Origin of the sequence: Pseudomonas sp. LAM2023 (assembly GCF_016620375.1) — a bacterium.
Classification (GTDB): Bacteria; Pseudomonadota; Gammaproteobacteria; order Pseudomonadales; family Pseudomonadaceae; genus Aquipseudomonas; species Aquipseudomonas anuradhapurensis.
In genome coordinates, this window is the sequence record NZ_JAENHV010000036.1 from 424,994 (window position 1) to 448,093 (window position 23,100).

General features: G+C 62.7%; 19 protein-coding genes and 1 pseudogene. 8 read left to right on the forward strand and 12 right to left on the reverse strand.

Translation table 11 applies throughout. The annotated features are described in order from the left end of the window. Window positions 1–9 precede the first annotated feature (9 nt). Together JKP78_RS21725 and JKP78_RS21730 are read left to right on the forward strand one after the other, a co-directional pair. Window positions 10–948, forward strand: a complete 939-nt coding sequence (locus JKP78_RS21725) for a 2-hydroxyacid dehydrogenase (RefSeq protein ID WP_200627569.1) — start codon at window positions 10–12, stop codon at window positions 946–948. 46 nt (window positions 949–994) lie between these two features. Next, a complete protein-coding gene (locus JKP78_RS21730; RefSeq protein WP_186688502.1) occupies window positions 995–1,783 on the forward strand; it encodes a PhzF family phenazine biosynthesis protein in 789 nt (262 codons plus the stop codon). A 60-nt stretch (window positions 1,784–1,843) separates the two neighbouring features. Here the strand turns inward: JKP78_RS21730 and JKP78_RS21735 are convergent, their stop codons facing one another. The 4 genes from JKP78_RS21735 to JKP78_RS21750 form a co-directional block, all read right to left on the reverse strand. Continuing rightward, on the reverse strand, window positions 1,844–2,734 hold the full coding sequence (locus tag JKP78_RS21735; protein ID WP_186688500.1) for a halovibrin HvnA: 891 nt from the start codon (window positions 2,732–2,734) through the stop codon (window positions 1,844–1,846). A 207-nt stretch (window positions 2,735–2,941) separates the two neighbouring features. Then, a complete protein-coding gene (locus tag JKP78_RS21740; protein WP_186688498.1) occupies window positions 2,942–4,957 on the reverse strand; it encodes a hypothetical protein in 2,016 nt (671 codons plus the stop codon). A gap of 272 nt (window positions 4,958–5,229) precedes the next feature. After that, a complete protein-coding gene (locus JKP78_RS21745) occupies window positions 5,230–7,473 on the reverse strand; it encodes an autotransporter outer membrane beta-barrel domain-containing protein (protein WP_186688483.1) in 2,244 nt (747 codons plus the stop codon). A gap of 272 nt (window positions 7,474–7,745) precedes the next feature. Continuing rightward, window positions 7,746–10,079, reverse strand: coding sequence for a hypothetical protein (locus JKP78_RS21750; protein WP_200627570.1), 2,334 nt, complete (start codon window positions 10,077–10,079; stop codon window positions 7,746–7,748). 140 nt (window positions 10,080–10,219) lie between these two features. On the opposite strand from JKP78_RS21750, the pseudogene JKP78_RS25180 reads away from it, so the two are divergent. Then, a pseudogene (locus JKP78_RS25180) lies at window positions 10,220–10,478 on the forward strand (GFA family protein). A gap of 40 nt (window positions 10,479–10,518) precedes the next feature. Here JKP78_RS25180 and JKP78_RS21755 read toward each other — a convergent pair. After that, window positions 10,519–11,976, reverse strand: coding sequence for an Ig-like domain-containing protein (locus JKP78_RS21755; protein ID WP_200627571.1), 1,458 nt, complete (start codon window positions 11,974–11,976; stop codon window positions 10,519–10,521). Between the two features lie 96 nt (window positions 11,977–12,072). Then, the gene (locus JKP78_RS21760) at window positions 12,073–12,759 is read right to left on the reverse strand and encodes a hypothetical protein (protein ID WP_200627572.1); all 687 of its coding nucleotides are present in this window, start codon (window positions 12,757–12,759) and stop codon (window positions 12,073–12,075) included. A 241-nt stretch (window positions 12,760–13,000) separates the two neighbouring features. Here JKP78_RS21760 and JKP78_RS21765 point away from each other — a divergent pair, with 241 nt between their 5' ends. The 3 genes from JKP78_RS21765 (at window position 13,001) to JKP78_RS21775 (ending at window position 14,846) form a co-directional block, all read left to right on the forward strand. Then, the gene (locus tag JKP78_RS21765) at window positions 13,001–13,339 is read left to right on the forward strand and encodes an FKBP-type peptidyl-prolyl cis-trans isomerase (protein ID WP_186688471.1); all 339 of its coding nucleotides are present in this window, start codon (window positions 13,001–13,003) and stop codon (window positions 13,337–13,339) included. Window positions 13,340–13,467: 128 nt separating this feature from the next. After that, window positions 13,468–13,875 (forward strand): GFA family protein, encoded by a 408-nt coding sequence (locus tag JKP78_RS21770; protein ID WP_186688469.1) that lies wholly within the window; start codon window positions 13,468–13,470, stop codon window positions 13,873–13,875. A 308-nt stretch (window positions 13,876–14,183) separates the two neighbouring features. Further along, window positions 14,184–14,846: a histidine phosphatase family protein gene (locus JKP78_RS21775; RefSeq protein ID WP_186688467.1), complete on the forward strand. Its 663-nt coding sequence runs from the start codon at window positions 14,184–14,186 to the stop codon at window positions 14,844–14,846. A 31-nt stretch (window positions 14,847–14,877) separates the two neighbouring features. Here JKP78_RS21775 and JKP78_RS21780 read toward each other — a convergent pair whose 3' ends face one another. The 3 genes from JKP78_RS21780 to JKP78_RS21790 all read right to left on the reverse strand — a co-directional run bounded on the left by JKP78_RS21780 (window position 14,878) and on the right by JKP78_RS21790 (window position 18,086). Beyond that, the gene (locus JKP78_RS21780) at window positions 14,878–15,606 is read right to left on the reverse strand and encodes an aspartate/glutamate racemase family protein (protein WP_186688465.1); all 729 of its coding nucleotides are present in this window, start codon (window positions 15,604–15,606) and stop codon (window positions 14,878–14,880) included. A 16-nt stretch (window positions 15,607–15,622) separates the two neighbouring features. Next, window positions 15,623–17,155, reverse strand: a complete 1,533-nt coding sequence (locus JKP78_RS21785) for an NCS1 family nucleobase:cation symporter-1 (RefSeq protein ID WP_200627573.1) — start codon at window positions 17,153–17,155, stop codon at window positions 15,623–15,625. Window positions 17,156–17,648: 493 nt separating this feature from the next. Further along, window positions 17,649–18,086: an Lrp/AsnC family transcriptional regulator gene (locus tag JKP78_RS21790; RefSeq protein WP_186680071.1), complete on the reverse strand. Its 438-nt coding sequence runs from the start codon at window positions 18,084–18,086 to the stop codon at window positions 17,649–17,651. Window positions 18,087–18,219: 133 nt separating this feature from the next. Here JKP78_RS21790 and JKP78_RS21795 point away from each other — a divergent pair, with 133 nt between their 5' ends. Next, on the forward strand, window positions 18,220–19,119 hold the full coding sequence (locus JKP78_RS21795; RefSeq protein WP_200627574.1) for a DMT family transporter: 900 nt from the start codon (window positions 18,220–18,222) through the stop codon (window positions 19,117–19,119). An 82-nt stretch (window positions 19,120–19,201) separates the two neighbouring features. Next, a complete protein-coding gene (locus JKP78_RS21800) occupies window positions 19,202–20,128 on the forward strand; it encodes a class I SAM-dependent methyltransferase (RefSeq protein ID WP_200627575.1) in 927 nt (308 codons plus the stop codon). A 46-nt stretch (window positions 20,129–20,174) separates the two neighbouring features. On the opposite strand, the gene JKP78_RS21805 is transcribed toward JKP78_RS21800, so the two are convergent. The 3 genes from JKP78_RS21805 to JKP78_RS21815 all read right to left on the reverse strand — a co-directional run bounded on the left by JKP78_RS21805 (window position 20,175) and on the right by JKP78_RS21815 (window position 23,017). After that, entirely contained in the window at window positions 20,175–21,173 is a 999-nt protein-coding gene (locus tag JKP78_RS21805) for a sulfate ABC transporter substrate-binding protein (RefSeq protein WP_170031028.1), read from the reverse strand. A 104-nt stretch (window positions 21,174–21,277) separates the two neighbouring features. Further along, a complete protein-coding gene (locus JKP78_RS21810; RefSeq protein WP_186680063.1) occupies window positions 21,278–22,099 on the reverse strand; it encodes an ion transporter in 822 nt (273 codons plus the stop codon). 45 nt (window positions 22,100–22,144) lie between these two features. Then, complete coding sequence (locus JKP78_RS21815; RefSeq protein WP_200627576.1) at window positions 22,145–23,017, reverse strand: urea transporter; 873 nt, start codon at window positions 23,015–23,017, stop codon at window positions 22,145–22,147. Window positions 23,018–23,100: the final 83 nt, after the last annotated feature.

The following is a 23,100-nucleotide window of genomic DNA, read 5'->3' on the forward strand; positions in this document are numbered from 1 at the left end:
GGAGGTGGCATGCGCAAGACAGTCCTGGTCCTGGTAGAAACCGTCGACGATTACCTGCCCCTGCTGGAGCAGGCTGGCTACCAATTGATTCGTGCCCCCTCACCGCAACTGCGCGCCGAGGCCATTCGGCACCACGCCGATGCAATCGATGTGGTACTCACCCGCGGCCCGCTGGGTCTGACTGCCGCCGAAATCCAAGCCCTGCGCAGATTACAGATCATCTGCGTGATTGGCGCCGGCTACGAGCAGGTCGATCTGGCCGCCGCAGCCGCCCGCGGCATCACCGTCACCAACGGTGCCGGGGCCAATGCCAACGCGGTCGCTGACCACGCCATGGCATTGATGTTGGCGCTGCTGCGCGACATTCCCCGCGCCGATGCCAGTATCCGCCACGGCGAATGGAACCGAGTGATCAGCCCCTCGGTGACTGGCAAGCGCCTGGGCATTCTCGGCCTCGGTGCGGTCGGGCAGGCTATCGCCAGGCGCGCCCATCAGGGCTTCGACATGCCCATCAGCTACCACAGCCGCACACCACGCCAAGATCTGCCCTACACCTGCTACGACAGCTCGCTGCACCTGGCCGAGGCCGTCGACATCCTGCTGGTGGCTACCCCCGGCGGTGCCGATACCCGCCATCTGGTCGATGCCCCGGTGCTCGATGCGCTGGGCGCCAAGGGCTTCCTGGTCAACATCGCCCGCGCCAGCGTAGTCGACACCCAGGCGCTGGTTGCCGCGCTGCAGCAGGGCCGGCTGGCCGGCGCGGCGCTCGATGTGTTCGATGACGAGCCGCAGGTGCCCGATGCACTCAAGGCCCTCGGCAATACCGTGCTCACGCCCCATGTGGCCGGCCAGTCGCCAGAGGCGGCACGCGACACGCTAGCCTTGGTGCTGCGCAACTTGCAGGCGTTCTTTGCCGGTGAGCCGGTGCTCACCGCCGTTCTACCTTGACCCATTCGATACCCCCGGCACTGCCGGGCCCATAAGGAGCGTTTGCATGCAACTCGAGATCTTCCAGGTCGATGCTTTTTCCGCCGAACCCTTCGGTGGCAACCCGGCAGCGGTGATCCCGCTGGACAGCTGGCTGCCGGATGACCTGCTGCAGCGCATCGCCGAAGAAAACAACCTGTCGGAAACCGCCTATTTCGTGCGTAACGGCGAGGCCTTCGACCTGCGCTGGTTCACTTCCAGCGTCGAAGTAGATTTGTGCGGCCATGCCACTCTGGCCTCCGCCTATGTGCTGTTCGAACAGCTAGGCGAACAGGCTGAAGTGCTGCGCTTCAATACCCGCAGCGGTGAACTGCGGGTCAGCCGGGCGGCCGACGGCCTGCTGGCGATGGACTTCCCGGCCAAGCAGCCGGTGGCCATCGACCCGCCAGCCGGGCTGTTGGAGGCGCTGGGGCTGAGCAATGCCAGAGCGGTGTATCGCTCGGATGATTACGTTGTGCTGATCGACGACTTGGCGGTGCTTGCCTCGCTGAAACCTGATTTTGTTGCCCTGTCGGCATTCGACGTACGCGGCATCGCGGTAACGGCTGCAGGCCGTGATCATGATTTCGTCACCCGCTGGTTCGGCCCTCGGGTTGGGGTCAACGAAGACCCGGTCACTGGCTCTGCGCATACCTCGCTGGCACCGCTGTGGTCCGCCATGCTCGGCAAGCGCGCATTGACCTGCGAACAAGGCGGAGCGCGCAAAGGGCAGTTGCATTGTGAAGTGCCAGGCGATGGCCGGGTGTTCATCAGTGGGCGGGCTGCCTTGTTCCTGCGTGGGGTGGTGTACTGTTGATCAGGGCGGGGTACTTCGCCGCAGGTTGCGGTACCCCGGCCGATCATGCCGAACAGGACCTTACTGGTCCCCGGCGATGTACTGGAAGGTTGCGCTGCCTGAAGCTACGGTGGGCAGCGTGACCTTGATGATCGGCAGGTCGATGCCGGTCTTGCTGAGAAAGCGCTGCTTGCTCTTGCGTGCCGGGTCCAGCCCCGCTGGCGTGGCGTAGAAGAAGGCTTGGATCGGCAGTGCCGCGCCCTGGCCTTTTGGCCACACCTGCACCAACATTTCGTTCTGTTCTCTGAAGTACCCCGTGTTCAACCATTTGGCTTGCATGGCTGCATAAAAGTTCGGGCCGGCATAATGGTTGAGTTCGTCACGCACATCGAAGCCACAGATGCTGTTGCCTACCGTCCCGGGCGGAAACCTGGCCACCCACTGAGCGCCCGTGGTGATGTTCTGCTGATGGCAAGGCTGGCTGCCCGCCACCCCGGGATAGATGCCGCACCCATACCGTTCAGTTCGGCCGTCGGTCCAGCCATCCATGGGAAAATGGCACAGGATGGGGATGTCGAGCTTGCCTGGTGGCATGTCGAAGATCGGGTAGAAAATGAAGCCGTTGGGATTGGTCGGCGCCCAGGCAAAGCTCTGGAAGTTGTTGTCTTTGCGCAGGTAGGAAAACGAAACGCTGCCCTTCCTCTCGGCCACAGGGCTAGGGTCCCAGGTATCGTAGGCATCGCTGTAGGTCGTGGCGCGTATGATTACCCCGGAGCAAAGGAATGCCGGCATGCTGTCACTGCCACAGTTTGCCCGGGTGTCGTTGTAACGCCTGGTCAAGGCCTCCGCCGTGGCCGGGCCATCGACCACGGTGATGGCCGGGGCATGGGGTTTGGAGGGAGGGACTGACGTTTCCTGGCTGACGCAGGCAACCAGCAGTAAAGGTACGAACAGCAGCAGTAATCGGTTCATCTGGCAAACCTCGGGCGTGTGCTCACCGGCTTCGGCGTGCTCGACGAAGACATTGGTGTGAAGAAGAAGAGTGGATTGGCCCGGGTTGGTGTCAGATTATGGGGGCCTGTGACCGGGCACAACTGGCAGAAATGACAGGTACTGTCGCCAAAAAACGAGGGGAGCTGGCTAGGCTCCCCTCGTTCTGTTGTGGTGGTTCAGGTTGGATCAGGGGCGGTAACCGCGGCTGTCGATGACGATGTGTGTTGTGTTGTTGGTGACAGAGCCTGCGTCGTTCTCTGCTGTCCACTCGGCATAGATGTGGCAAAGGTCCAGCGGGAACGCCAATGTGGCGGCGTCGAGTGAAAACTCCGTGACAGTGTCCTTGTCGTCAGGCCCGACGGTTTTGCTCAACGTGATCCTGGTCTCTTCGATCGGTGTATCGCCAGGGGTGTGGTTCTCGTCCACGTGTTGCACGAGGTCGATCGAGATGATGTCGCCGACTTCTTTGTTCAGGTAATGCGGTGTCACGAAGAACACCCCCGCCTTGATTTCATTAGGCCCGATCACGCCGTTGCCGTTCAGCGGCCGGTAGTTGGCATCCGGCAGGGTGCCTCCGCCTGGCAGTTCGTCCGAACCAGAGACCAGGACGGGCTGCTTCGGTGAATGCGAGGTATTCTCCGCGCCGCCAGCCACGTTGCGGGTTACGCTGTACTTCAGGATCTTCTCACCCGAGCCTTCATTGCGGATCTGATCCGCGGTGAGGGGCAGCACCAGGTCGGCCTTGTTGGCTACATCCGCTGCACTGATAACGCGCTCGGAGAGCGATGTGCCGCCGTAGGTAACATTCAACCGGTCATTGAGAATGAACAGCTCCTGCTGCGGTGTCTGCGAGTCGTACCAGTACACGGTGATGGTGGCAGCTTTGTCGAAATCCTCCACCGGGATCTCGTTTGGCTTTCCACTGGCCGACAGCAGCAGGGCGGCCTTCAGGTTGGGGTGTTCTGGCTTCTCTGGGTCCGGGTCGCCACCGGCCTGGAACAGGTTGATAGCTACGGTGGTGGCAGGGGAGGTGCCGGCCACCAGTCCGTTGCGCACGATGCGGTACAACACATCGATGTTGGCGACCTGGTTGGCGCCGCTGGTCGCGGTTTTCCAGGTGTCGTAGAGCGCGGCATAGGAGGCCTGGACGATGTGCTCCTGGTCTTCCGTACCTCCTGGAATTGCAACCAGGGTATGCGCCTGCCCACCCCAAACCAACTGGATCTGGTCCCCTGGCTGGATACCCGGGGCGCCGGTGAATGCGGGGATGATCACGTCTGCCGGGCCACGCGCGTCGGCTTCTCCGATGATGCCGTCATCGTCGAAGGACGGTACCTCCGGGGCTAGCAGGCCAATCAGTTCCCCCTTGAGCAGTACCCGCAGATCGAGCCACTCTGAAGGCAGTGACTTGTTGCCGGCACGGTCGGTGATCTGATAAGTGAATCTAAGGTTGCCATCGTCTGCGGCTTCGATGTCTTCGCGCAGGTAGCGAAGTTCCACGTCATCATTAGTACCACCGGTGAGGTTTTCTGCCTTGCTGCCCGGTGCAACGGTACCGTTGATGAAGCCCTGGATTAAGTCCCCAGGTTCAACGCCTTCATAGCTGGGCACGAGGCTTTCCAGGTATTCGATACCGCCGTCATCCTTGAGCTTGTCCGGGGTCAGGCCATTGGCGACGATGTCTTCATCCACAATGAGCTTGCCCAGGGTCGGGCGGCCAGGGGCGGTCAGGTCGACCCGGAACGACTGGGTCGGGCCATCCTCGGTACCGCCACCCGCGAAGTAGGTCACCCGGTACACGATGGTGTGGGGGCCTTCGCTTCGTGCACTGGCGGGCAGTTCGATCTCGAAAGTCTCACCGGCAACGAAGCCGGTGAAGGTGAGAGCTGTGCCAACGGCGTTGCCATCGACGAACAGCTGTACCTTGTCACGGTCAGGGTCGCGTACCTTGCTCGGTACCGGGAATTCAAGTTTCAGATCGTCGTTGCGGACACTCTCCAGCAGCAGGTTGTCGGCGACCCCGGACGGTGGCAGGGGAGCCAGAGCTGCGGGAGGGAATACCAGTGGATCAGGGAATTGTACGGTACCGGGTGGCGCCACCAGGGTCGCCTGGTACGTCAGCGGGCCCTTGATAAGGGGGGCACGGGCGATGGAGTTGGCGGGTACACCGCTGTTAGTGACCACGTCGATGAATTGGGTCATGGCTTGTTCCATTGGCTAAAAGGGAGTCAGGGGTTGTCTGCTGTCTCGCCCAGACCTCGTCAGGCCTGGGCTCGGCAACGGTGTTACGGGTACTTCCGGCTGTTCAGCTAGCCTTTGCAGCCAATGCGATCGCAGGTCTATGTTCGACAAAAAACGCGCGCCTGTAACCTGACAGATTTACCAGGTAGCGGCGGCTGTTAAGGCGGGGAATAGTGCGGGAAGGTATGCGGGGGGCATGCCGCACGGTGCATGGGGCACCGCGCGGCACGGCTTCAGAACGACCAGCGCAGGGCCAGCGAGGCGGCTGTGTCAGAGAAGTTGTCGCCGCCCGTTTGCTGGGCCAGCGCAGCCGTGACGGTCAGGTCGCGATTGATCCGGCCTTCGGCGCCGGCTTTGAACTCGGCGATGTTGCGCGTGCCGACCTGGCTGACGCTGGCACCGTCGAGGGTGACCCCGGCCTGGCGGCTGTTGTGGATCCAGTTGGCTTCGACGAAGGGCTTGAAGCTGTCGACCAGGGTGTCGTCACCGCTGTAGTTCAGCTTGAGGAATGCCCGGGCACCGACGCTGACGCTCAAGGTGTCGCTGCCGCCGCTGGAGACGATGGTGCCGTTGTCTTCGCGGTGATCGTCGGGCGTCACGCCAGACCAGAACACCTTGGCCTTGGGTTGCAGGTACCAGGCGCTGCCGTTGTCGAGGGCGTTGCGAAACACATAGCCGCCTTCGAGCGAGGTCGACACGCCACTGGCGCTGTAGGTTTCCTTGGCGACATCTTCGCCGGTTACCTGGGCATCGAACCAGCTGTATTGCAATACCGCATCGGTATACAGCCCCTGCTCGCTGTTACCGTCGGCGTACCAGGTACCATAGACACCAGTGGTGTAGCCTTTGACCTGGCTGCCGGCATGGTGGTTGGTGAGCTGCGAGGTAGTGGTACCGTGGCTGTAGCCATAGCCGGCGAAAGCCCCGGCGCGCCAGGCGCCGCCGTCGCGGGTCATGCCGCCGGCCAGGTCGGCGCCCAGCAGCAGGGCATAGCGGTTGGTATGGGTGTTGAGCTGCCCGGAGTTGTCGGTGGCGCGCTGGTGGCCGCCGCTGTTTTTCATCCACAGGTTGGTCGACCTGCCATTGGCCGCAAGGGTGTCGGCGCGCTCGGTCTCGCTGCTACGCTCGCTGACACTGGCGTCGAACAGTGTATTCATGGCATAGAGGTTGGCGGCATAGGCGCCACCTTCGGGGCGTACCACCAGCGTTGGCGCCGGCTCCGGGCCCGGCCCTGGACCAGGGTTGCCCGGGTCGCTCAGTTCGTTGCTCAGGTACCAGTTGCCGCTGTTGTCGCCTTCGCCACGCACCAGGTGGTAGTCGTAGGCGCCGGCGACGATACGGCCCGATTGCTGGAATTCCCCGGCCGAGTTCCCCCCCACGGTGATCAACTCGATGCCGTTGAGGGTCTTGGCACCGCTGCCGCCCAGGTTGTTGACGCGTACCGAGGTGCTGCCACTGGTGTCGCCTTTGACGATCAGTTTGTCGGTGAGCGAATCGTCGCCGCCGAGTACCGAGTTGAACACCAAGGTGCCGCCGTTACCGGCATAGTCGCCTTCCACGGTCAAGGTACGGCCGGCGGCACCGTCGGAAAAGGCCACGGTACCGCCATTGCTCAACTGCCCGATGCTGGAGTCGTCGGTGATGATCCAGGAGGCGCTGTCAGCCACGTTGACCTTGTCGACGCCTCGCATCGAGCCGCGCAGGATCGCCTTTTCGATCAGGCTCACTTCTGTAGTGGCAGTGTCCTCTGAGGTGATATTGCCGGTGATGTCGCTGGCGCTGATGGTCAGGTAGGCCTGGGCATCATCGTGGACCTCCAGCAGGTTGCCGTTGCCGGCGCTGACCACCGTGCCGTCGCGCAGGGTGATGTGGGCGATGGGGGGGGCGTCTTCGCCGGGATACAGGTTGCCCATGTAGATCGCACTGCCGTTGCTGGACACCAGTTGGCTGCCGGCGATATCAAGCACTGCGGTAAGGTCTGCGCTGGAACCACTGATATCGGAATTGATCGCGATAGCATGACGTTCGCCGTCGAGCACCGAACCGCTGACGGTTGCGTTGCCGCCGAGCATCAGCAACGCCACCCCGGAGGAAAATTCCGCACCCGCCGAGGTATCGCCGTTTTCCTTCGCCGTGACGCGGCTACCCGCCAGGCTCAGGGTGCTCTGGTTGTTGAGGATGGCGCGCCCGTTCGCGCGGATCGTGGCACCTTGGGCAGTCAGGCTGCTGCCGTTGACCAAGGCGATGGCCGAGCCCAGCCTTGACCCCGCACCATCGGCCTCGCTGCCAGGGTTGAGGACCAGGCTGGCGCCGTTGCGTACCTCCCAGAACTCGGCGGGAGTGCCGGCTTCGACCGTGGCGCTTTGCCCTGGACCGTCAAGGATGGCGGCATGGCTAGCCAATGGGCTACAGCTGAGCAGCAACAGGCATGCGTAGCGTGAGGGATTGTGAGTAGTCAGGTGGTAAGGTCGTTTCATCGTGGACTCCGGGATGATTTTTGGCCAGAACGGCGGGATGCGCGGAGGATGAACGGGCGATGGGACTTTTCCTGTAGGAAAAGTCCCATCAAGTCCAGGAAAAGTATGAAGTTTGCCAAGTTTCACGGGCGTCGCTCTCAAGGCTTGCGGTCAAGCTTGAGCGACTGTTGGCAGAATGTAACCTGGTAAAAATGCTGGTTTTTGCCGGGAAACTGCGGTGCAGATACCGCTCTGCTGCGCCCGGCCTTGCACCGGGCGCAGCAGCCGCACCCTCAGAGTTGTTGGCGAAGGACCCTGGAGAACCTGAACCGTTCGTTGTTACCGCGATAGATGCTGTAGTTGATCAGGACCCCTCTTCCCCTGTTCTCTTCCACGATGCTTCTTGGGACCTGGAAGTACTTTGGCGTTTCCGCCTGCAGGTACTCTTCGGTCGAATCCCAAGGAGCCGGATTGACCCCATACAAGCGTACGCGCCCTGTGTGGCCGGTCTGCTGGTCCGGCGACAGGATGGACACTGCGGCGGTAGGCGAGCCCTCTTGTGGGAAATAGCGAGGCGGTGGCATCTCCATCCCTTGGCTGTCGATGTTCAACACGAAGCTCGGCGAAGGGGTTGTGCCGTTGACGGTGTAGCGGATCTGCACCGAGCGACCAATGGCGTCGATCACCTCGAGACGGGGCACCTGGAACCTGAGCGTTTGCGGCGTGCCGACGGTTTGCCTGTCGCGCCAGGTGAAATAGGGGCCGACCCACTCCAGCTCGATGGCTTGGCCGTTCGCCATGCCCTGGAATGGCGGCACTTCCACTTCGAGGAAGTCATCGTAGTACATGTCGTTCTGAACATTCAGTCGTCCACCCGACGCCTTGGGAACACGAGGTGCGACAGGCACGATGGTGGCCCCCTCGACAGTGAACGACAGGGAGGAGGACCTTCCCTTGCCCGGTATCGAGTAGTTGACCGTGACGGTGCTGTTGAGGTTGCCGGCAATGTAGGTGCCTGCTATTGGAATTTCCTGCGGGCCGACGGTAACGACAGTAACCTGGCCACTGGTTGCCATGGGAGCAAGCCAGTGACCTGTGATCACATCCTGCACGGCCATGTCGGGGTATTGTGGAATGCGGATGAAGGTCGAGGGGAGGTTGGCATCGATCACCCCGTTCTGTACTCCGTCCACCGTTGGCGCAGGCAGCGGCTGAGTGCTGGCTGCCTTGACGCGCAGCGGAAGTTGCGGCGAGAGTAGCAGCGTGCCACCGTTGTTGACGGTGTAATGCGCAGTGACGCTGCCTCCGGCGATGATGGTGATGGCGCTGGCGGGGATGGTGAACAGCAGCGGCTGCGAAGGGTCGCTGACGGTGCGGTTGTCGGAGTACTTCGCGGGTAACCCACCTGAGGTCACGCCGTCCCAGTAGATGTCGATGCGAGCGTCCTGCGGGATGCCTGGTTGGGCGGGTACGATGAACCGTGCACCAGTGGGCACCACTGCCGGGTCGAGTTCGCCGGCCACGGCATCAGGCACCTCTGGCGCCCTGAGCACCAGCGGCTGGCCTTTCACCGGGAGCAGCACTTTTTTCGAAACGCGCCGGCCATCGACGACATAGGACACTCGTACGGAGCCTTGGCCCAAGGTGATTACCTTGGCATTGGGAATCTTGAATTCCAAGTAGAACGGCAAGGGGTTGGGGACCGGCTGTGGCCCGCTGTCATGGTCTACAGGAGCGTTGGCGGCTGTCAGGCCACGCCACTCCACCACCACCTGCTGGCCGGGCTGAATATCGTCGAAACGTGGTACCCAGACAGTGGCGTCGTCCGAGCCCAGGACCGCCAGGTCAATCTCCGTGACGGGAGCCCCGTTAGCGATCACGGAGGGCGCTTCAGGTGCGTTGGGGTCTTCGATTTCAACATCGGTATTCTTGTAAGGTGCCCACAGTGAGCGGTTGTTCACCTTGTCGCGAATCTCGTAGGTGACCGGTACCCGACCGCCTCCTACGGCTTCGAGCATTGCGCGGTCGATCATCACCTGTTGCTGGCGATTGACTTCCCCTGGTAGCAAAGGGCTCAGGCTGCGCATGTGCCCGCCCCAACTGACGGTCAGGACATCGTCTGCCGCCATGTTCAGCCACGGTGAAACAAAAACGGTGGCGGACTGGGCGCTGTCGGGCACCGGGTCGGGTATTACGAAGGGCGATGCCAGGTTTTCATTCAATTCAGGGGTGTCGGGTCTGGGGTCAAGGCCACCGGGTACGGAAAGCTTTACCAACACCGGCGTTTCGACAGATTTGACCGATCCTCCGCCGATAAAAAATACAATGGTGTAGGTAACTGTGTATTCACCGTCGCCAAGGTCCTTGATCTCGCGATTGGGCACCTTGATGTTGATGGTACTGGTATCGCCAGTGTCTGCGATATGGAACGCGACCCGTTTGGTGCCGAAGAACACCTCGACGAGATCACCTTCGAGCATTTCGAAATACGGGCCGACCGTGACGATTGTAAATCCGAGCGGATCATATTCGATGTCGTAATAGCCAAGACCGCCGTTGGCGGCGGCAGGGATCGATGGTGCTGGCAGGTCTATGAGCCGGGCAGGTGGTGTCAGTCGTTGGTTCATCGCGGTGCTCCGGGAAGTTGCAAGGGAATAGCCAGCGTAAGAGCGAGAGCTTTCACCAGCAACTGGCAGAACTATCAGGTGCAAGGCAAGAAATGCATACAGTGCAATGTTGGGTTTCGTACCGCACCGAGGATTGCCTGATGTCTGCTCATACGTTGCGTGGCCACTGTTTGTGCGGCGCCGTGCGCATTGTTACCGACGTCGACAGCCGCACCGTCAGCGCCTGCCATTGCAGCCTTTGCCGCCGGTGGGGCGGCGGGCCGTTGCTGGTGGTGCACTGCAGCACATCGCCGCAGTTCGAAGGGCTCGCACCCAGTGCCCACGACTCCTGCCTGGTACTGCTTTGCCAACCAGACCCGGGACCTGACCGGGGAGCAGGCCTTCGAGCAATTGGGCTAAGCCTGCGCAAGCAACCCTGGCGCAGGCGTAAGGTTGCCCATCAGGGTTTAAGGCCGACTACCTCATACGAGGTTATGAACGAGGCGCACATACCGACCACCGAGCTGTTGTGCAGCTCCACCGCCAGGTGCTTGCCGAGACCGCAGCCCTTGGCCGTCCAGTGATAAGCATGAGCGAAAGGCCAGCGGCCGCCGTATGTTGCCTTCAACTCATGCGCTTCCTGTTCGCTGGGCAAGCGCGCACCTTGTGCAGCGACGGCGCGCGACGCGTTGTTCCAGTTCGATTTTGGAAAGCGGTAGACCTTCAGCACGTTACTCACATTGACCGTGTACGCGCGGGTCTGGCCCGTGGCGTCGGTCACGCTGATTTGCGCAGTGCCGTTGCCTTTGGCGGTGACCAGGCCGTACGGGTCCACGGCTGCGACGCCGGGGTTGCTGCTGGCATAGGTGTAGGGCATCTTGCCGCCGCTGGCATGGCGTTCGACTGCATTGCTGCCGGGGGTGTAGACCGGCGCGACGCCTGGGTGGTCAGGAATGAGGTAGGTCTTGCCGGTCAGGGCTACCGCCGTGGCGTCGAGGCCAAGCGGTGGGTCGATGTTATCCGCAGCGATGTAGTCGAAACGGGCCTGTTCGGCCGTGCTCGTGGGCAGGGTGATCTTGATCAGGGGCAGGTCGATGTTGGCCTTGTGGCGGAAGGTCAGGCGATCCTGCCAAGCATCCTTCAGGCCCGCCGGGGTGGTGTAGAAGAACGCCTGGATGGGCAGCTGGGCGGGAATGTTCTGCTCCCAGAGGCCGTGTACCAGCTCGTTATGTTCGGTGAAGCGTTTGTCGGTCGGGTTGCCACTGCTCTTGGCCAGCAGGCTTTGATAGAACGCCGGGCCGGCCAGATAGTTCTGGCCATCGCGTACGTTGAAAGCACAGATTTTCGTGTTGTCACCCCCTTGCTGGGTGTACAACGACGTCCATTGGGCTGCGCTGGTGATGCCCTGCAGTTCACAGGAAACGCTGGTCGGGTTGCTGCCATATTGGCCGCAGCGGTTGCCGACGCGGCCGTCGGTCCAGCCATCGATGGGGTAGGAGCACAACACGGCGATGTCGATCTTGTCCGGTGGCGAGGCGAAAATCGGATACAGCACCATGCCGTTCTCGCCGCCCCACGGCATGCGCGCGAATTTGCTGTCCTGGCGCAGGTAGGAGAATGATACCGCGCCGAGTCTCACCGCTGTCGGGCTTGGGTTCCAGGCGTCGTAGCGGGGCGAGTAGGTGGTGGTGCGCAGGATCACGCCGTTGCAGAGGAACGCTGGCCGGCTCGCACTGCCACAGTCTTGCGCAATGTCGCTGTAGCGCTTGGTCAATGCTTCGGCGGTTGCCGGGCCGTCGACAACAGTAAGCGGCGACCCGGATGGGGCTGGAATGGGGGCGGGTGGCTGAACCTGGCTAGAGCAGGCAGACAACAGCAAGGCCAGGGCTACTGCCCAGCCAACGATAGGGGTTGTCATCGTGAGGTCCTTGTATGGCTGCGGTTGCGCAAAGGCATTACGGGGTTAGGCCAGGGCGTCTGGCATAGCTCAGGTCCCTGGCCCGGCCAGCTTTCGTCATAAAGACGGCACTTCCAGCGTTTCGATGTACAGCACCTGGGACACGAGCCTTCGTGGCTGCCCGCTACGCAGCACGGCATAGTTCAGCCATACGGGCTTGCCACGATTGGCTTCGAACCATGAGTGGTGGATCTCGATCCGAACGGTTCCAGGCTGTCTGACCTCTACCTCCTGGGTATCAACGTAGCTGGTTGCCGAGCTATACAGCCGGCCGCGCACTGTGTCTCCGCTGTTCATGCCGATATAGTCGATCTGCAGTGTGTGGCTACGTTGTGGCAGGCTGGGGCGTTGCAGTGTCAGTAGCTGCGATTGCACCCTGATGTTACGGCTCTGGGAGATCTGCCAATCACTTCCCCCGGGCTTGCGCAGTGCGAAGTTCAGGTCCATGACATTACCGGCAACGCCATAGAGCATGAACTTGGGCATCGCCACTGTCAGCGGGCGGGGTGGATTGGCGATGGCGACTTCGGGCGCGTCGTAGATGACCTCGCCGAAACGTCCGCGCACGCGGACGATATCACCTGCCAGCATGCCCGCCGAGATCGGCACTTGGCAGGTCAGGGTTTCCCCGGAGATGTCGTATAGCCTGGCGATGGACAGGTACTGGTGTCCAGGATTGTCATGGTCTGGTTCAGCTTGCGGCAGGCTGGGTGCCTCCCACGCTTTGCGTTGTTGGTTGGACATGGTGATTTCCTGTTGTGGGTTTACCGCCATGGTGCATAGCCATGCGCGCTGTGTAACCTGGCAAAAATGTCAGGTCGGCCGCCGGGCTAGCTATGCAGGCGCAACGTTTTCGCCGCCGTCGCAGCGTAGCGATCAGCGCGAGGGCAGTGGTCGATGCGCTGGCACATCACGCCACGCAAACTTGCCAAACCCATGTATTCCTGAGAAAACGACGCCCCCGAACCACCGCTTGGAGTTTTCCATGAGCAGCGAACTGCAGATCACCGACCTCGTCGAAGGCGACGGCAAAGCCGCCGTCAAAGGCGCCCTGATCACTACCCAGTACACCGGCTGGCTGGCCGACGGCAGCGAGTTCGACTCGTCCTGGGCGCGCGGCAAGCCGTTCCAGTGCGTGATCGGCACCGGCCGGGTGATCAAGGGCTGGGACCAGGGCCTGATGGGCATGCGCGTGGGGGGCAAGCGCAGGCTGCTGGTGCCGGCTCAGCTGGGTTATGGCGAGCGCAGTGTGGGGGCGATCCCGCCGAATTCGGACCTGACCTTCGAGATCGAGCTGCTGGAAGTACTGACACGGGATGACTGAATACGGCCTGCCAGCCGGATTACGCATGGTTAGAGGCCGATGCGCTCGGGGTGGGGGCGCATCGCCGACGATGAGGCCGCTGCAGGCGTCTATAATTGCAGGCCCATCCCAAGCTGAAGGAACCAGCCATGCCCCTGGAAAAACACGGCACCTGCCTGTGCGGCGCCACCCGGCTTACGGTTATCGTCGACACCACCCACATCAGCGCTTGCCACTGCAGCATGTGCCGCAAGTGGACCGGCGGCCCGCTGCTGGTGGTGCATTGCAGCCAGCCACCGGTCATCGAAGGGCGTGCGCCCAGCGTCTACGATTCGTCCGATTGGGCGCAGCGGGGGTTTTGCGGCCAGTGCGGCACACACCTGTATTACCGGCTCAAGGCCAATGACTTCCATGCGGTGCCGGTCGGCCTGCTTGACGGCGACCAGGAGTGGGCGTTCGACCTGCAGATTTTTATCGAACAGAAACCCGCCTGGTATTGCTTTGCCAACCAGACCAGGGAGCTGACCGGGCAGCAGGCCTTCGAACAGCTCGGCTGATCCAGGCCGCGGACCTGACCGTGATGGCCGAATTGCTGGAGGCACCGAGGCGAGATGAACGCGAGCACCGTTGCTGGCGGCGCGCTCCTGCAACCCCAGGTTCTTTTGGCCTACACAATTTGGCAACAGCCATTGCTAGCATGGTTTTGCCAGGGAGCGGCATCCACCTTCAAGGAGGAACCAAACGGGTGCAGGGCACTCTGACCCTCACTCGTTGCCAGGGATGGCATCACTGCAAAGGGGGTCTCGCCACTGGCGAGGCGATGTGGCGGGTAACCCGACTCACTCCGCCATATGAGCCTGCTCTGATGAAGTTACCAACCCTCTTGCGTCGTCGTCGCCACCTGCTGCTGGGCCTGGTGCTCAGCGCCGCCGCCGTGCCGCTGGTGCAGGAGGCTGTCGAAAGCCGGGCGCAACCGGCGGATGGCACGCAAACCCTGGTGTTCCTGCGCCACGCCGAGAAGCCGGAAGAGGGCTTGGGCCAATTGAACTGCCAGGGCCTCAACCGGGCGCTGGATCTGGCCAGCGTGCTGCCTGAGCGCTTCGGCAAAGCCGACTACGTGTTCGCCGCCAACCCTTCAAGGCATGTCGAGGAAGGTAGCAAGGAGGAAAGCTACAGCTACATCCGCCCGCTGATGACCATCACACCCAGCGCCATTCGCCTGGGCCTGCCGGTGAACATCGATTACGGCGCCAACGACACCGAAGCGCTGGCCGACGAGCTGCTGCGCGACAAGTACCGCAACGCGACTGTCTACACCGCCTGGTCGCACGGCTACCTGCCCGAGTTGATCAACACGGTGGCCGGCAAGGCCCTGGGCGACCAGCGGGTGATCACCGCGGACTGGAGCGGTGACGATTTCGATACCCTCTACGTGCTCAAGCTGACCTGGCGCGACGGCAAGGCCAGCCTGCTCAGCCGCAACGTGCGCCAGGGGCTGGATGGTCGGGCTCGTGGCTGCCCGACCTGAGCCGCGGGTGACGGATTGACCGTACCAGGGATCAACGACCGCAGCGCATCGGCCAACCCAGCACCTTCTTCGCCCGCGGCGTGGCATAGGTACGCACCTTGGAGGTACTCAGGCCCATGCGCACCAGTGCTTCGGCAACGGTTACCGCCGCGCTGACGCCATCCACTACCGGCACGCCCGTGCGCAGGCGGATCTGCTCGTCCAGCCCGGCCATGCCGCCGCAACCCAGGCAGATCACCTCGGCCTTGTCATCTTGCACGGCGCGCTCGGCCTGCTCGACGATCGCCGCCACGGCGCGTTGCGGGTCGGCTTCCAGTTCCAGCACCGCCAGGCCACTGGCGCGCACCGAGGCGCAGCGGTCGTACAGCCCGGACAACTTCAGGCGGTCTTCGATCAGCGGCACGGTGCGGTCCAGGGTGGTGACCACCGAATAGGCGTGGCCCAGGTACATCGCGGTGCTGGCGGCAGCGTCGGTGATGTCCACCACCGGTGCGTCCAGCAACTCCTGCAGGCCCTCGCGGCCATGCTCGCCATAGCCGGCCTGGATCACCGCATCGTACGGGCCGTCGTAGGCCAGCACCCGGTCCATCACGGCGATGGCGGCTAGGTAGCTTTCGAAATTGCCTTCCACCGATTCGGCGCCGAACCATGGGGTCAGGCCGATGATTTCGGTACCGGGCGCGGCCACGCTGCGGGCCTGTTCGGCGATGGCTTCGGTGATGGCTGCGGTGGTGTTGACGTTGGCAATCAGGATACGCATGTGTAGCCCTCCCTGGTCAGTGGCTGCTGTGGTCGACGGCGATGCATTCGCCGCTGACGTCGTGGTATTGGCGGTTGCGTGGCGCGATCAGCAGGTACACCGCAGCGGCGATGCCGGCGCCGATCAGCCAGGAGAACGGCGCGATGCCATGGAAGTTGGGCACCAGGGCCAGGACGATGGCCAGCAGTGCGGCCGGCACGAAGGCGGCCACGGCGCGCAGGTTGATGCCCTTGCTGTAGTGGTAGGCCCCGGCCGGGTGCTCGGTGTACAGCTCCGGCACGTTGATGCGGCCTTTGCGCAGCAACCAGTAGTCGGCCATGATCACCCCGTACAGCGGGCCGAGCAGCGCGCCCAGGCCGGACAGGAAGTACACGATCACCAGTGGGCTGTTGTACAGGTTCCACGGCAGGATCAGCACCGCCAGGGTGGCGCTGATCAGCCCGGCACGGCGGAAGTTCAGGTGGCGTGGCGCCAGGTTGCTGAGCACGAAGGCCGGCGCGACGAAGTTGGCCATGATGTTCACCGCCACGGTGACGATCAGGAAGGCCAGGCAACCGAGCACCAGGAACGGCGTGCTGGGGATGCTGGCGACGATCTGCGTCGGGCTGTCGATGACCTGGCCGTTGATCTGGAACTGCGCACCGCACAGCACCACGGTAATCATGGCGAACACCAGGATGTTCACCGGCAGGCCCCAGAAATTGCCCACGCGAATGGTCTTGCGGCAGGGCGAGGAGCGGGCGAAGTCGCAGAAGTTCAGCACCAGGGTGCCGTAGATGGCCAGCCACAAGGCGCCGCCGGCAAAGATGTTGCGCCACATCTCGTAGCCGCTCAGCGGCGCGGCCACCGACCAGGCGATGCGGGCGTCGGCCTGGACGTACATGAACACCGCCAGGGCGGCAACCGTCAGCAGGATCACCGGGCCGGCGAAGGCCTCGTAGCGGCGCACCATCTCCATGCCGTAGGCGAGGATTACCAGCTGCACCAGCCAGATCGACACGAAGCACACCCAGCCCAGGCTCGACAGGCCGAGGGTGCTGTCGTGGTCGTAGGCGGCCAGGTGCGGCCACACGGCAGTCAGCAGCACCCGCAGCACCACCGATGCCAGGTAGGTCTGGATGCCGAACCAGGCGATGGCGATGACCGCGCGGATCAGTGCCGGGATCTGCGCGCCGTGGATGCCGAAGGCGATGCGGCTGATGACCGGGAACGGCACGCCGGTTTTCTGCCCCATGTAGCCGGACAGGTTCATGAAGAAGTACACCAGCGCTGCGCCGATGGCCAGCGACAGCAGTATCTGCCAGCCACCCAGGCCGAGGGCGAACAAACCCATGGCGAACGAGTAGTTGGCAATGTTGTGCACATCGTTGGTCCACAGCGCAAAGATGCTGTAGCGGCCCCAGCGGCGGCCGTGCAGGCGCGTCGGGGCGAGGTCGCGATTATGCAGGCGTGGGCTCAGGGCAAGTGCCGGCTGGCTGTCGGCAAGTGGCGAGGCGGGGTGGGTGCTGGCGACGGATAGTTCAGGGGCAAGGTCGAGGCTGGTACTCATTCCGGCGGGCTCCTGATGCACGTGGACTGCGATGAGCGGGCATGCGCACGGGCTCGCCATCTCGTCGGTGCAGCGTTGGCATCACTGGGTTCAGGGCGCGGCGGCCGCTGTTGGGCGGCGTCGCGGGTTCTTGTGTATTTATGTTTTGTTCAACTTGTATACAAAACACGAACACACAAAAGCGAGTTCCGTGCCACAGGAACACCAACCAGGTAGATGCCATTATTTTGAATCTGTCGTTACAGCCGATAACTTTATGAAACTTGGAAAATATAATTTGACCGATTGAACAAGTTTAAATTTTTTACGTACTACTTAGTTGATCGATTGGTCAAGCTTTGAGGTGGGTGTGGTGTAACGTATTGGGGCGTTAAATTGGAAAGTGCACACAAAAATGGCACTTATGGTGACATTATTGTGTACAAAAATTAGTCAGCTTTTCTGTGCCGGCGTCTTTGCGGGTTGCGCGCAGAGAGACCGGCTCAGACTTGGTTCAGTCCATCGGCGGCAACCGCCGCTTCACCGGGCTTTTCTTGATGATTGCGGTATTGGTTTCGGCCACCGTATAGAGGCGGTCGAGCAGAGTGTCCAATTGTTCCATCGAACGCACATGCAGCCGGGCAATGAAACAGTCATCGCCGACGACCTTGTCGCACTCGGTGAACTCGGGGATGGCAATGATCTGCCGCTCCACCTCCTGCAACTGCCCGGGCAGCGGGCGGATGCGCACGATCGCCTGCAGCTGGTAGCCAAACGCGCGGGGGTCGACGTCTACGGTGTAACCACGCAACACGCCGCGTTCCTCCAGGCGGCGCAGGCGTTCACTGACGCTGGGCGCTGACAACCCGCTGATCTGTGCCAAGGCCTTGAGCGAACGGCGTGAGTCTTCCATCAGTGCATTGATCAGCAATTGGTCGATGGCATCGGTCATGGTCACCTCGTAAGGTCGTTTGGATGATTTGCCTTGATAGTAAAGGTAGCTCGGCAAATCTACCTTCGATATCCGCTGGAAGGCCTCCCGGAAACATTTGCATACTGTTGCCGTCATCGACAGGAGGTGTGAAATGGATAGTTCGTTGCGCCGTGGTTCGCTGGAAATGGTGGCCGCCATGCTTATTTCCGGGACCATCGGCTGGTTCGTGCTGGTGTCTGGCCAGCCGGTGCTCGAGGTGGTGTTCTGGCGCTGCGTGTTCGGTGCCGTGACCTTGCTGGCCATCTGCGCAGGCTTTGGCTTCTTGCGGCCGGGCGTTATCAGCCGCACGGCATTTCTGCTGGCGATTGCCAGCGGTGTGGCTATCGTCGGCAACTGGGTGCTGTTGTTCGCGTCCTACTCGCGGGCATCGATTGCCATCGGCACGGCGGTGTACAACGTGCAGCCGTTCATGCTGGTGGGGCTGGCGGCGGTGTTCTTGGGCGAAAGGATCACCTTGGCCAAGGTCACCTGGCTGAGCGTGGCGTTCCTCGGCATGCTGGCGATCGTCAGTGCCCATGGCAGCGGGCAGGGTGGTGGTGACGATTATCTGCTGGGCATTGCCCTGGCGCTGGGGGCGGCCTTCCTGTATGCCATCGCGGCACTGATCATCAAGCGCCTGAGCGGCACCCCACCGCACCTGATCGCGTTGATCCAGGTGACTACCGGCGTACTGTTGCTGGCGCCTTGGGTCAAGCTGGGCGGGTTGCCGGGCGAAGTGCCGGCGCTGGCCAGCCTGGTGACCTTGGGCATGGTGCACACGGGCTTGATGTATGTGCTGCTGTACAGCGCCATCCAGCGCTTGCCCACGGCATTGACCGGGGCGCTGTCGTTCATCTACCCGATTGCAGCGATATTGGTCGACTGGGTGGCCTTTGGGCATCGTCTGGCACCGCTGCAGTGGCTGGGGGTGGCGCTGATCCTGCTGGCGGCGGCGGGGATGCAGCAGGGCTGGTGGTTCCGGCCCAGGGTGATGGCGGTCAAGGACCACTGAGGCCGCTTTGCGGCTTGCCGGCGATAGGGCGCAAAGCGCCCTCAGCGGGTAGAATGCCGCTTTTGCCAGCTTGCGACCCCTGATGACTTCGCCAATCCAGACTCTTGAGCAACACCTGCTCACCGCCCTCGACCCTGCTCCGCAGGAAACCCGCCGCCTGTTCCACGGTCGTGGCCGTTGCTGGGCGGGCCTGGAGCAGGTCACCGTCGACTGGTTGCAAGGTGTACTGTCAGTGGCCCTGTTCCGCGAGCCTCCCGAAGGTCAACTGGCCGAACTGGAAGCCATGTTGCGCAGCCTCGCCGAGCGCCCACAGTGGACCGGCCAGGCCATCCTCCTCCAGCACCGTTACCTGCCCGACAGCCCGGGCCAGTGGCTGCTGGGCGAGCCGTGCCAGCAACGCGAAGTGATCGAAGACGGCCTGGCCTACCTGCTGGACCTGGGTGTGCGGCAGAACAACGGCCTGTTCCTCGACATGCGCTATGGCCGACGTTGGGTGCGCGAGCAGGCGGCGGGCAAGCGCGTGCTGAACCTGTTCGCCTATACCTGCGGTTTTTCGGTGGCGGCAATTGCCGGCGGCGCCGAGCAGGTGGTGAACCTGGACATGGCCAAGTCGGCATTGGCGCGCGGGCGCGACAATCATCGGCTGAATGGCCATGACCCGTCGCGCGTGGCGTACCTGGGGCACGAGCTGTTCAAGTCGTGGGGCAAGGTGCGCAAGTACGGGCCTTATGACCTGATCATCATCGACCCGCCGACCTTCCAGCGCGGCAGCTTCGTGCTGACCCAGGACTACGCGAAGATCCTGCGGCGCTTGCCGGAGCTGTTGAACCCGGGCAGCACGGTGCTGGCGTGCGTCAACGACCCAGGGATCGGGCCGGAGTTTCTGATCGAGGGCATGGCGCAGCAGGCGCCGTCGCTGGCGTTTGTCGAGCGGCTGGAGAACCCGCCCGAGTTTCCCGATGCGGACCCGGCGGGCGGGCTGAAGGCCTTGGTGTTCCGCCAGGGCTGAGGTTGCCTGCACTGGCCGGCGACAGGGCCGGCCAGGCCTGCAGCCATTACTGATTGGTGTAGATCTGGTCGAACACCCCACCATCATTGAAGTGGGTCTTCTGCACGGTGCGCCAGTCGCCGAAGGTCTTCTCCACCGACAGGAAGTCCACTTTCGGGAAGCGGTCGGTGTACTTGGCCAGTACCGTTGCATCACGCGGGCGCAGGTAGTTCTGCGCGGCAATTTCCTGGGCCGCTGGCGACCACAGGTACTTCAGGTATTCCTCGGCCACTGCCTGGGTGCCTTTGCGTGCCACGACCTTGTCGACCACGCTCACCGGCGGCTCGGCTTCGGCCGATACGCTTGGGTAGACCACTTCGAACTGGTCGCGGCCAAATTCGCGGGCGATCATCTCGGCTTCGTTCTCGAAGGTCACCAGCACGTCGCCGATCTGGTTGGTCATGAACGTGGTGGTTGCGGCGCGGCCACCGGTGTCGAGCACAGGCGCCTGCTTGAACAGCTTGCCGACGAAGGCCTTGGCCTTGTTCTCGTCGCCGCCTTGCTTGAGTACATAGCCCCAGGCCGACAGGTAGGTGTAGCGACCGTTACCCGAAGTCTTCGGGTTGGGCACGATTACCTGCACGCCGTCCTTGAGCAGGTCGGGCCAGTCCTTCAGGGCTTTCGGGTTGCCCTTGCGCACGATGAACACGGTGGCCGAGGTGAACGGTGCGCTGTTGTTCGGCAGGCGGCTTACCCAGTTGTCCGGCACCAGCTTGCCGTTGTCGGCCAGGGCGTTGATGTCGGTGGCCATGTTCATGGTGATGACGTCGGCCGGCAGCCCATCGATCACTGCACGCGCCTGTTTGCTCGAGCCGCCGAAGGACATCTGCACGTTGACCTTCTCGTTGTGCTCGGCTTCCCAGTGCTTCTGGAAGGCCGGGTTGTAGTCCTTGTAGAAGTCGCGCATCACGTCGTAGGAGACATTGAGCAGGGTGGGGGCGGCCTGGGCAAGGTTGCCCAGGGCAAGGCCTGCGGCGAGCAGCGAGGCGGTGAAGAGTTTTTTCACGTTGCTTCCTTGTTGTCGAAAAGGTATTGGCAATTTGCCTGCGACTATAGCGGGCAGGTCCGTGGCGGTTAAAGAACAAAAAACACTTTGGTTATGCCGCAGTATCACGGCCTGGGAAACAGCGCATTGCCACACCGGGAACAGAACGCTGCCGCAGGTTCATGGTTCTTCTTGCTGCAGGTGGGACAGTCATGTTGCAACTGCTCGCCGCGCATGGCATTGGCCAGCTCGGCGGTGAATATCCCGGTCGGCACGGCGATGATCGAATAACCGATGATCATCACCAGCGAGGAAATCACCTGCCCCAGCGGGGTCTTCGGCACGATATCGCCGAAGCCCACGGTGGTCAGGGTGACGATGGCCCAGTAGATCCCTTTGGGAATGCTGGTGAAGCCGTGCTGCGGCCCTTCGATCACGTACATCAGGGTGCCGAACACCGTCACCAGGGTGGAGACGGTGACCAGGAACACGATGATCTTCTGCTTGCTGCCGCGCAGTGCGTCTATCAGGTAATGGGCCTGCTTGAGGTACGGACTGAGCTTGAGCACTCGGAAGATCCGCAGCATTCGGATGACGCGGATGATCAGCAGGTACTGGGCGTCGCTGTAGTACAGCGCGATGATCCCCGGCACGATCGCCAGCAGATCGACCAGGCCGTAGAAGCTGAAGGCATAGCGCAGCGGCTTGGGCGAGCAATACAGGCGGGTGAGGTACTCGGCCAGGAAGATCGCGGTGAAGCCCCATTCGATAGCGGCCAGCAGGCCGGCGTAGCCCTGGTGAATTGCGTCGATGCTGTCGAGGATGACGGTGACCAGGCTGGCCAGGATGATCAGCAGTAGGATCTTGTCGAAGCGTCTTCCAGCCACGGTGTCGGTCTGGAAGACGATGACGAAGAGCCGCTCGCGCAGGCTCGCGGGGTTGTTCATGGGCTCGTTCCACAATGGCGATGGGCTGAGCCTAGGGGTTGCCTTTCAGCTGTGCAAGCGGCTGGCGTTGCGTTGCCTGGGCTGGGCCAGGTGGCTGCCCAGGTGCATCAGCCAGCAGGCGGCGACGAAGGGCGCGGTCAGGCCGGGTACCGGCAGCCATTTGAACAGGGAGTGCATCAGCAGGGCGAGGACGATGGCCAGCAACGTCACCCAGGGCTTCTCACCTTGCCTGCTGAAGGCCAGCGCCGCCAATGCCGCGTTGAAGCCGTACAGGCCCAGCCACGCAGCCTGTGCCTGATCGGTGAGCAACGCCAGGCCGCCGCCGAGGGCCGAGCCGATTACGGCCCACAACGCGGCATAGGGGTTGGCAATCGACATGCCGACGATGATCAGCAGGCCGGCCAGCGGCTGGTCGAGCAGGAAGATCTGCCCGACCCCGCGCGCCAGGGCGTACAGCGGGTCGGCTTCGACGAAACCGGCGGGCGAGGGCGTCGCGATCAGCAGGGTGGCCCAGCCGAGCAGCACGAAGGGGGCTGTGTAGGCAACCAGCAGTTTGCCGCCACGCTTGCGCCACTGGTGGGTGATGATGCTGGACAGGCCGCCGACGGCGATGATCAACGGTGGCAGGATGGCCGACCAGGGCAGCACGGCGCTGATCAGGATGCCGACCAGTACGCCGTTGTAGCTGTACAAACCGGCCTGGCGATCGGCGCGGTCGTAGCCGCGGGCCTGGGCGGTGAGCAGGCCGGCGAGGGCGCCGAGCAAGGCGCCACCGACCAGGTCGGGGGCGGTCAGCAGGATGGCCAGCAGGCAGCACAGGCCGCACAGGGGATTGCGCAGCAGCAGCACCTGGCTGAAGCCATTGAGCAGCGCCGTGGCCCAGTCGGGGCACGGGTTGACGAAATTCTTGGTGTACATCGGGGCAGTCAGTGAGGTTGATGGGAAGCGGTGGGCCTCTTTGGGCCTCGGGTTTTCCGCCGGTCAGGTATTTCGGTGTTGGG

Excerpts from the sequence above, each read along its gene's own strand:
- JKP78_RS21790 (WP_186680071.1), bottom strand. The coding sequence starts at position 18,086 with ATGACCGATGCCATCGACCAATTGCTGATCAATGCACTGATGGAAGAC.
- JKP78_RS21755 (WP_200627571.1), bottom strand. The coding sequence starts at position 11,976 with ATGACAACCCCTATCGTTGGCTGGGCAGTAGCCCTGGCCTTGCTGTTG.
- JKP78_RS21770 (WP_186688469.1), top strand. The coding sequence starts at position 13,468 with ATGCCCCTGGAAAAACACGGCACCTGCCTGTGCGGCGCCACCCGGCTT.
- JKP78_RS21760 (WP_200627572.1), bottom strand. The coding sequence starts at position 12,759 with ATGTCCAACCAACAACGCAAAGCGTGGGAGGCACCCAGCCTGCCGCAA.
- JKP78_RS21745 (WP_186688483.1), bottom strand. The coding sequence starts at position 7,473 with ATGAAACGACCTTACCACCTGACTACTCACAATCCCTCACGCTACGCA.
- JKP78_RS21815 (WP_200627576.1), bottom strand. The coding sequence starts at position 23,017 with ATGTACACCAAGAATTTCGTCAACCCGTGCCCCGACTGGGCCACGGCG.
- JKP78_RS21765 (WP_186688471.1), top strand. The coding sequence starts at position 13,001 with ATGAGCAGCGAACTGCAGATCACCGACCTCGTCGAAGGCGACGGCAAA.
- JKP78_RS21735 (WP_186688500.1), bottom strand. The coding sequence starts at position 2,734 with ATGAACCGATTACTGCTGCTGTTCGTACCTTTACTGCTGGTTGCCTGC.
- JKP78_RS21730 (WP_186688502.1), top strand. The coding sequence starts at position 995 with ATGCAACTCGAGATCTTCCAGGTCGATGCTTTTTCCGCCGAACCCTTC.
- JKP78_RS21750 (WP_200627570.1), bottom strand. The coding sequence starts at position 10,079 with ATGAACCAACGACTGACACCACCTGCCCGGCTCATAGACCTGCCAGCA.
- JKP78_RS21785 (WP_200627573.1), bottom strand. The coding sequence starts at position 17,155 with ATGAGTACCAGCCTCGACCTTGCCCCTGAACTATCCGTCGCCAGCACC.
- JKP78_RS21780 (WP_186688465.1), bottom strand. The coding sequence starts at position 15,606 with ATGCGTATCCTGATTGCCAACGTCAACACCACCGCAGCCATCACCGAA.
- JKP78_RS21800 (WP_200627575.1), top strand. The coding sequence starts at position 19,202 with ATGACTTCGCCAATCCAGACTCTTGAGCAACACCTGCTCACCGCCCTC.
- JKP78_RS21740 (WP_186688498.1), bottom strand. The coding sequence starts at position 4,957 with ATGACCCAATTCATCGACGTGGTCACTAACAGCGGTGTACCCGCCAAC.
- JKP78_RS21775 (WP_186688467.1), top strand. The coding sequence starts at position 14,184 with ATGAAGTTACCAACCCTCTTGCGTCGTCGTCGCCACCTGCTGCTGGGC.
- JKP78_RS21810 (WP_186680063.1), bottom strand. The coding sequence starts at position 22,099 with ATGAACAACCCCGCGAGCCTGCGCGAGCGGCTCTTCGTCATCGTCTTC.
- JKP78_RS21795 (WP_200627574.1), top strand. The coding sequence starts at position 18,220 with ATGGATAGTTCGTTGCGCCGTGGTTCGCTGGAAATGGTGGCCGCCATG.
- JKP78_RS21725 (WP_200627569.1), top strand. The coding sequence starts at position 10 with ATGCGCAAGACAGTCCTGGTCCTGGTAGAAACCGTCGACGATTACCTG.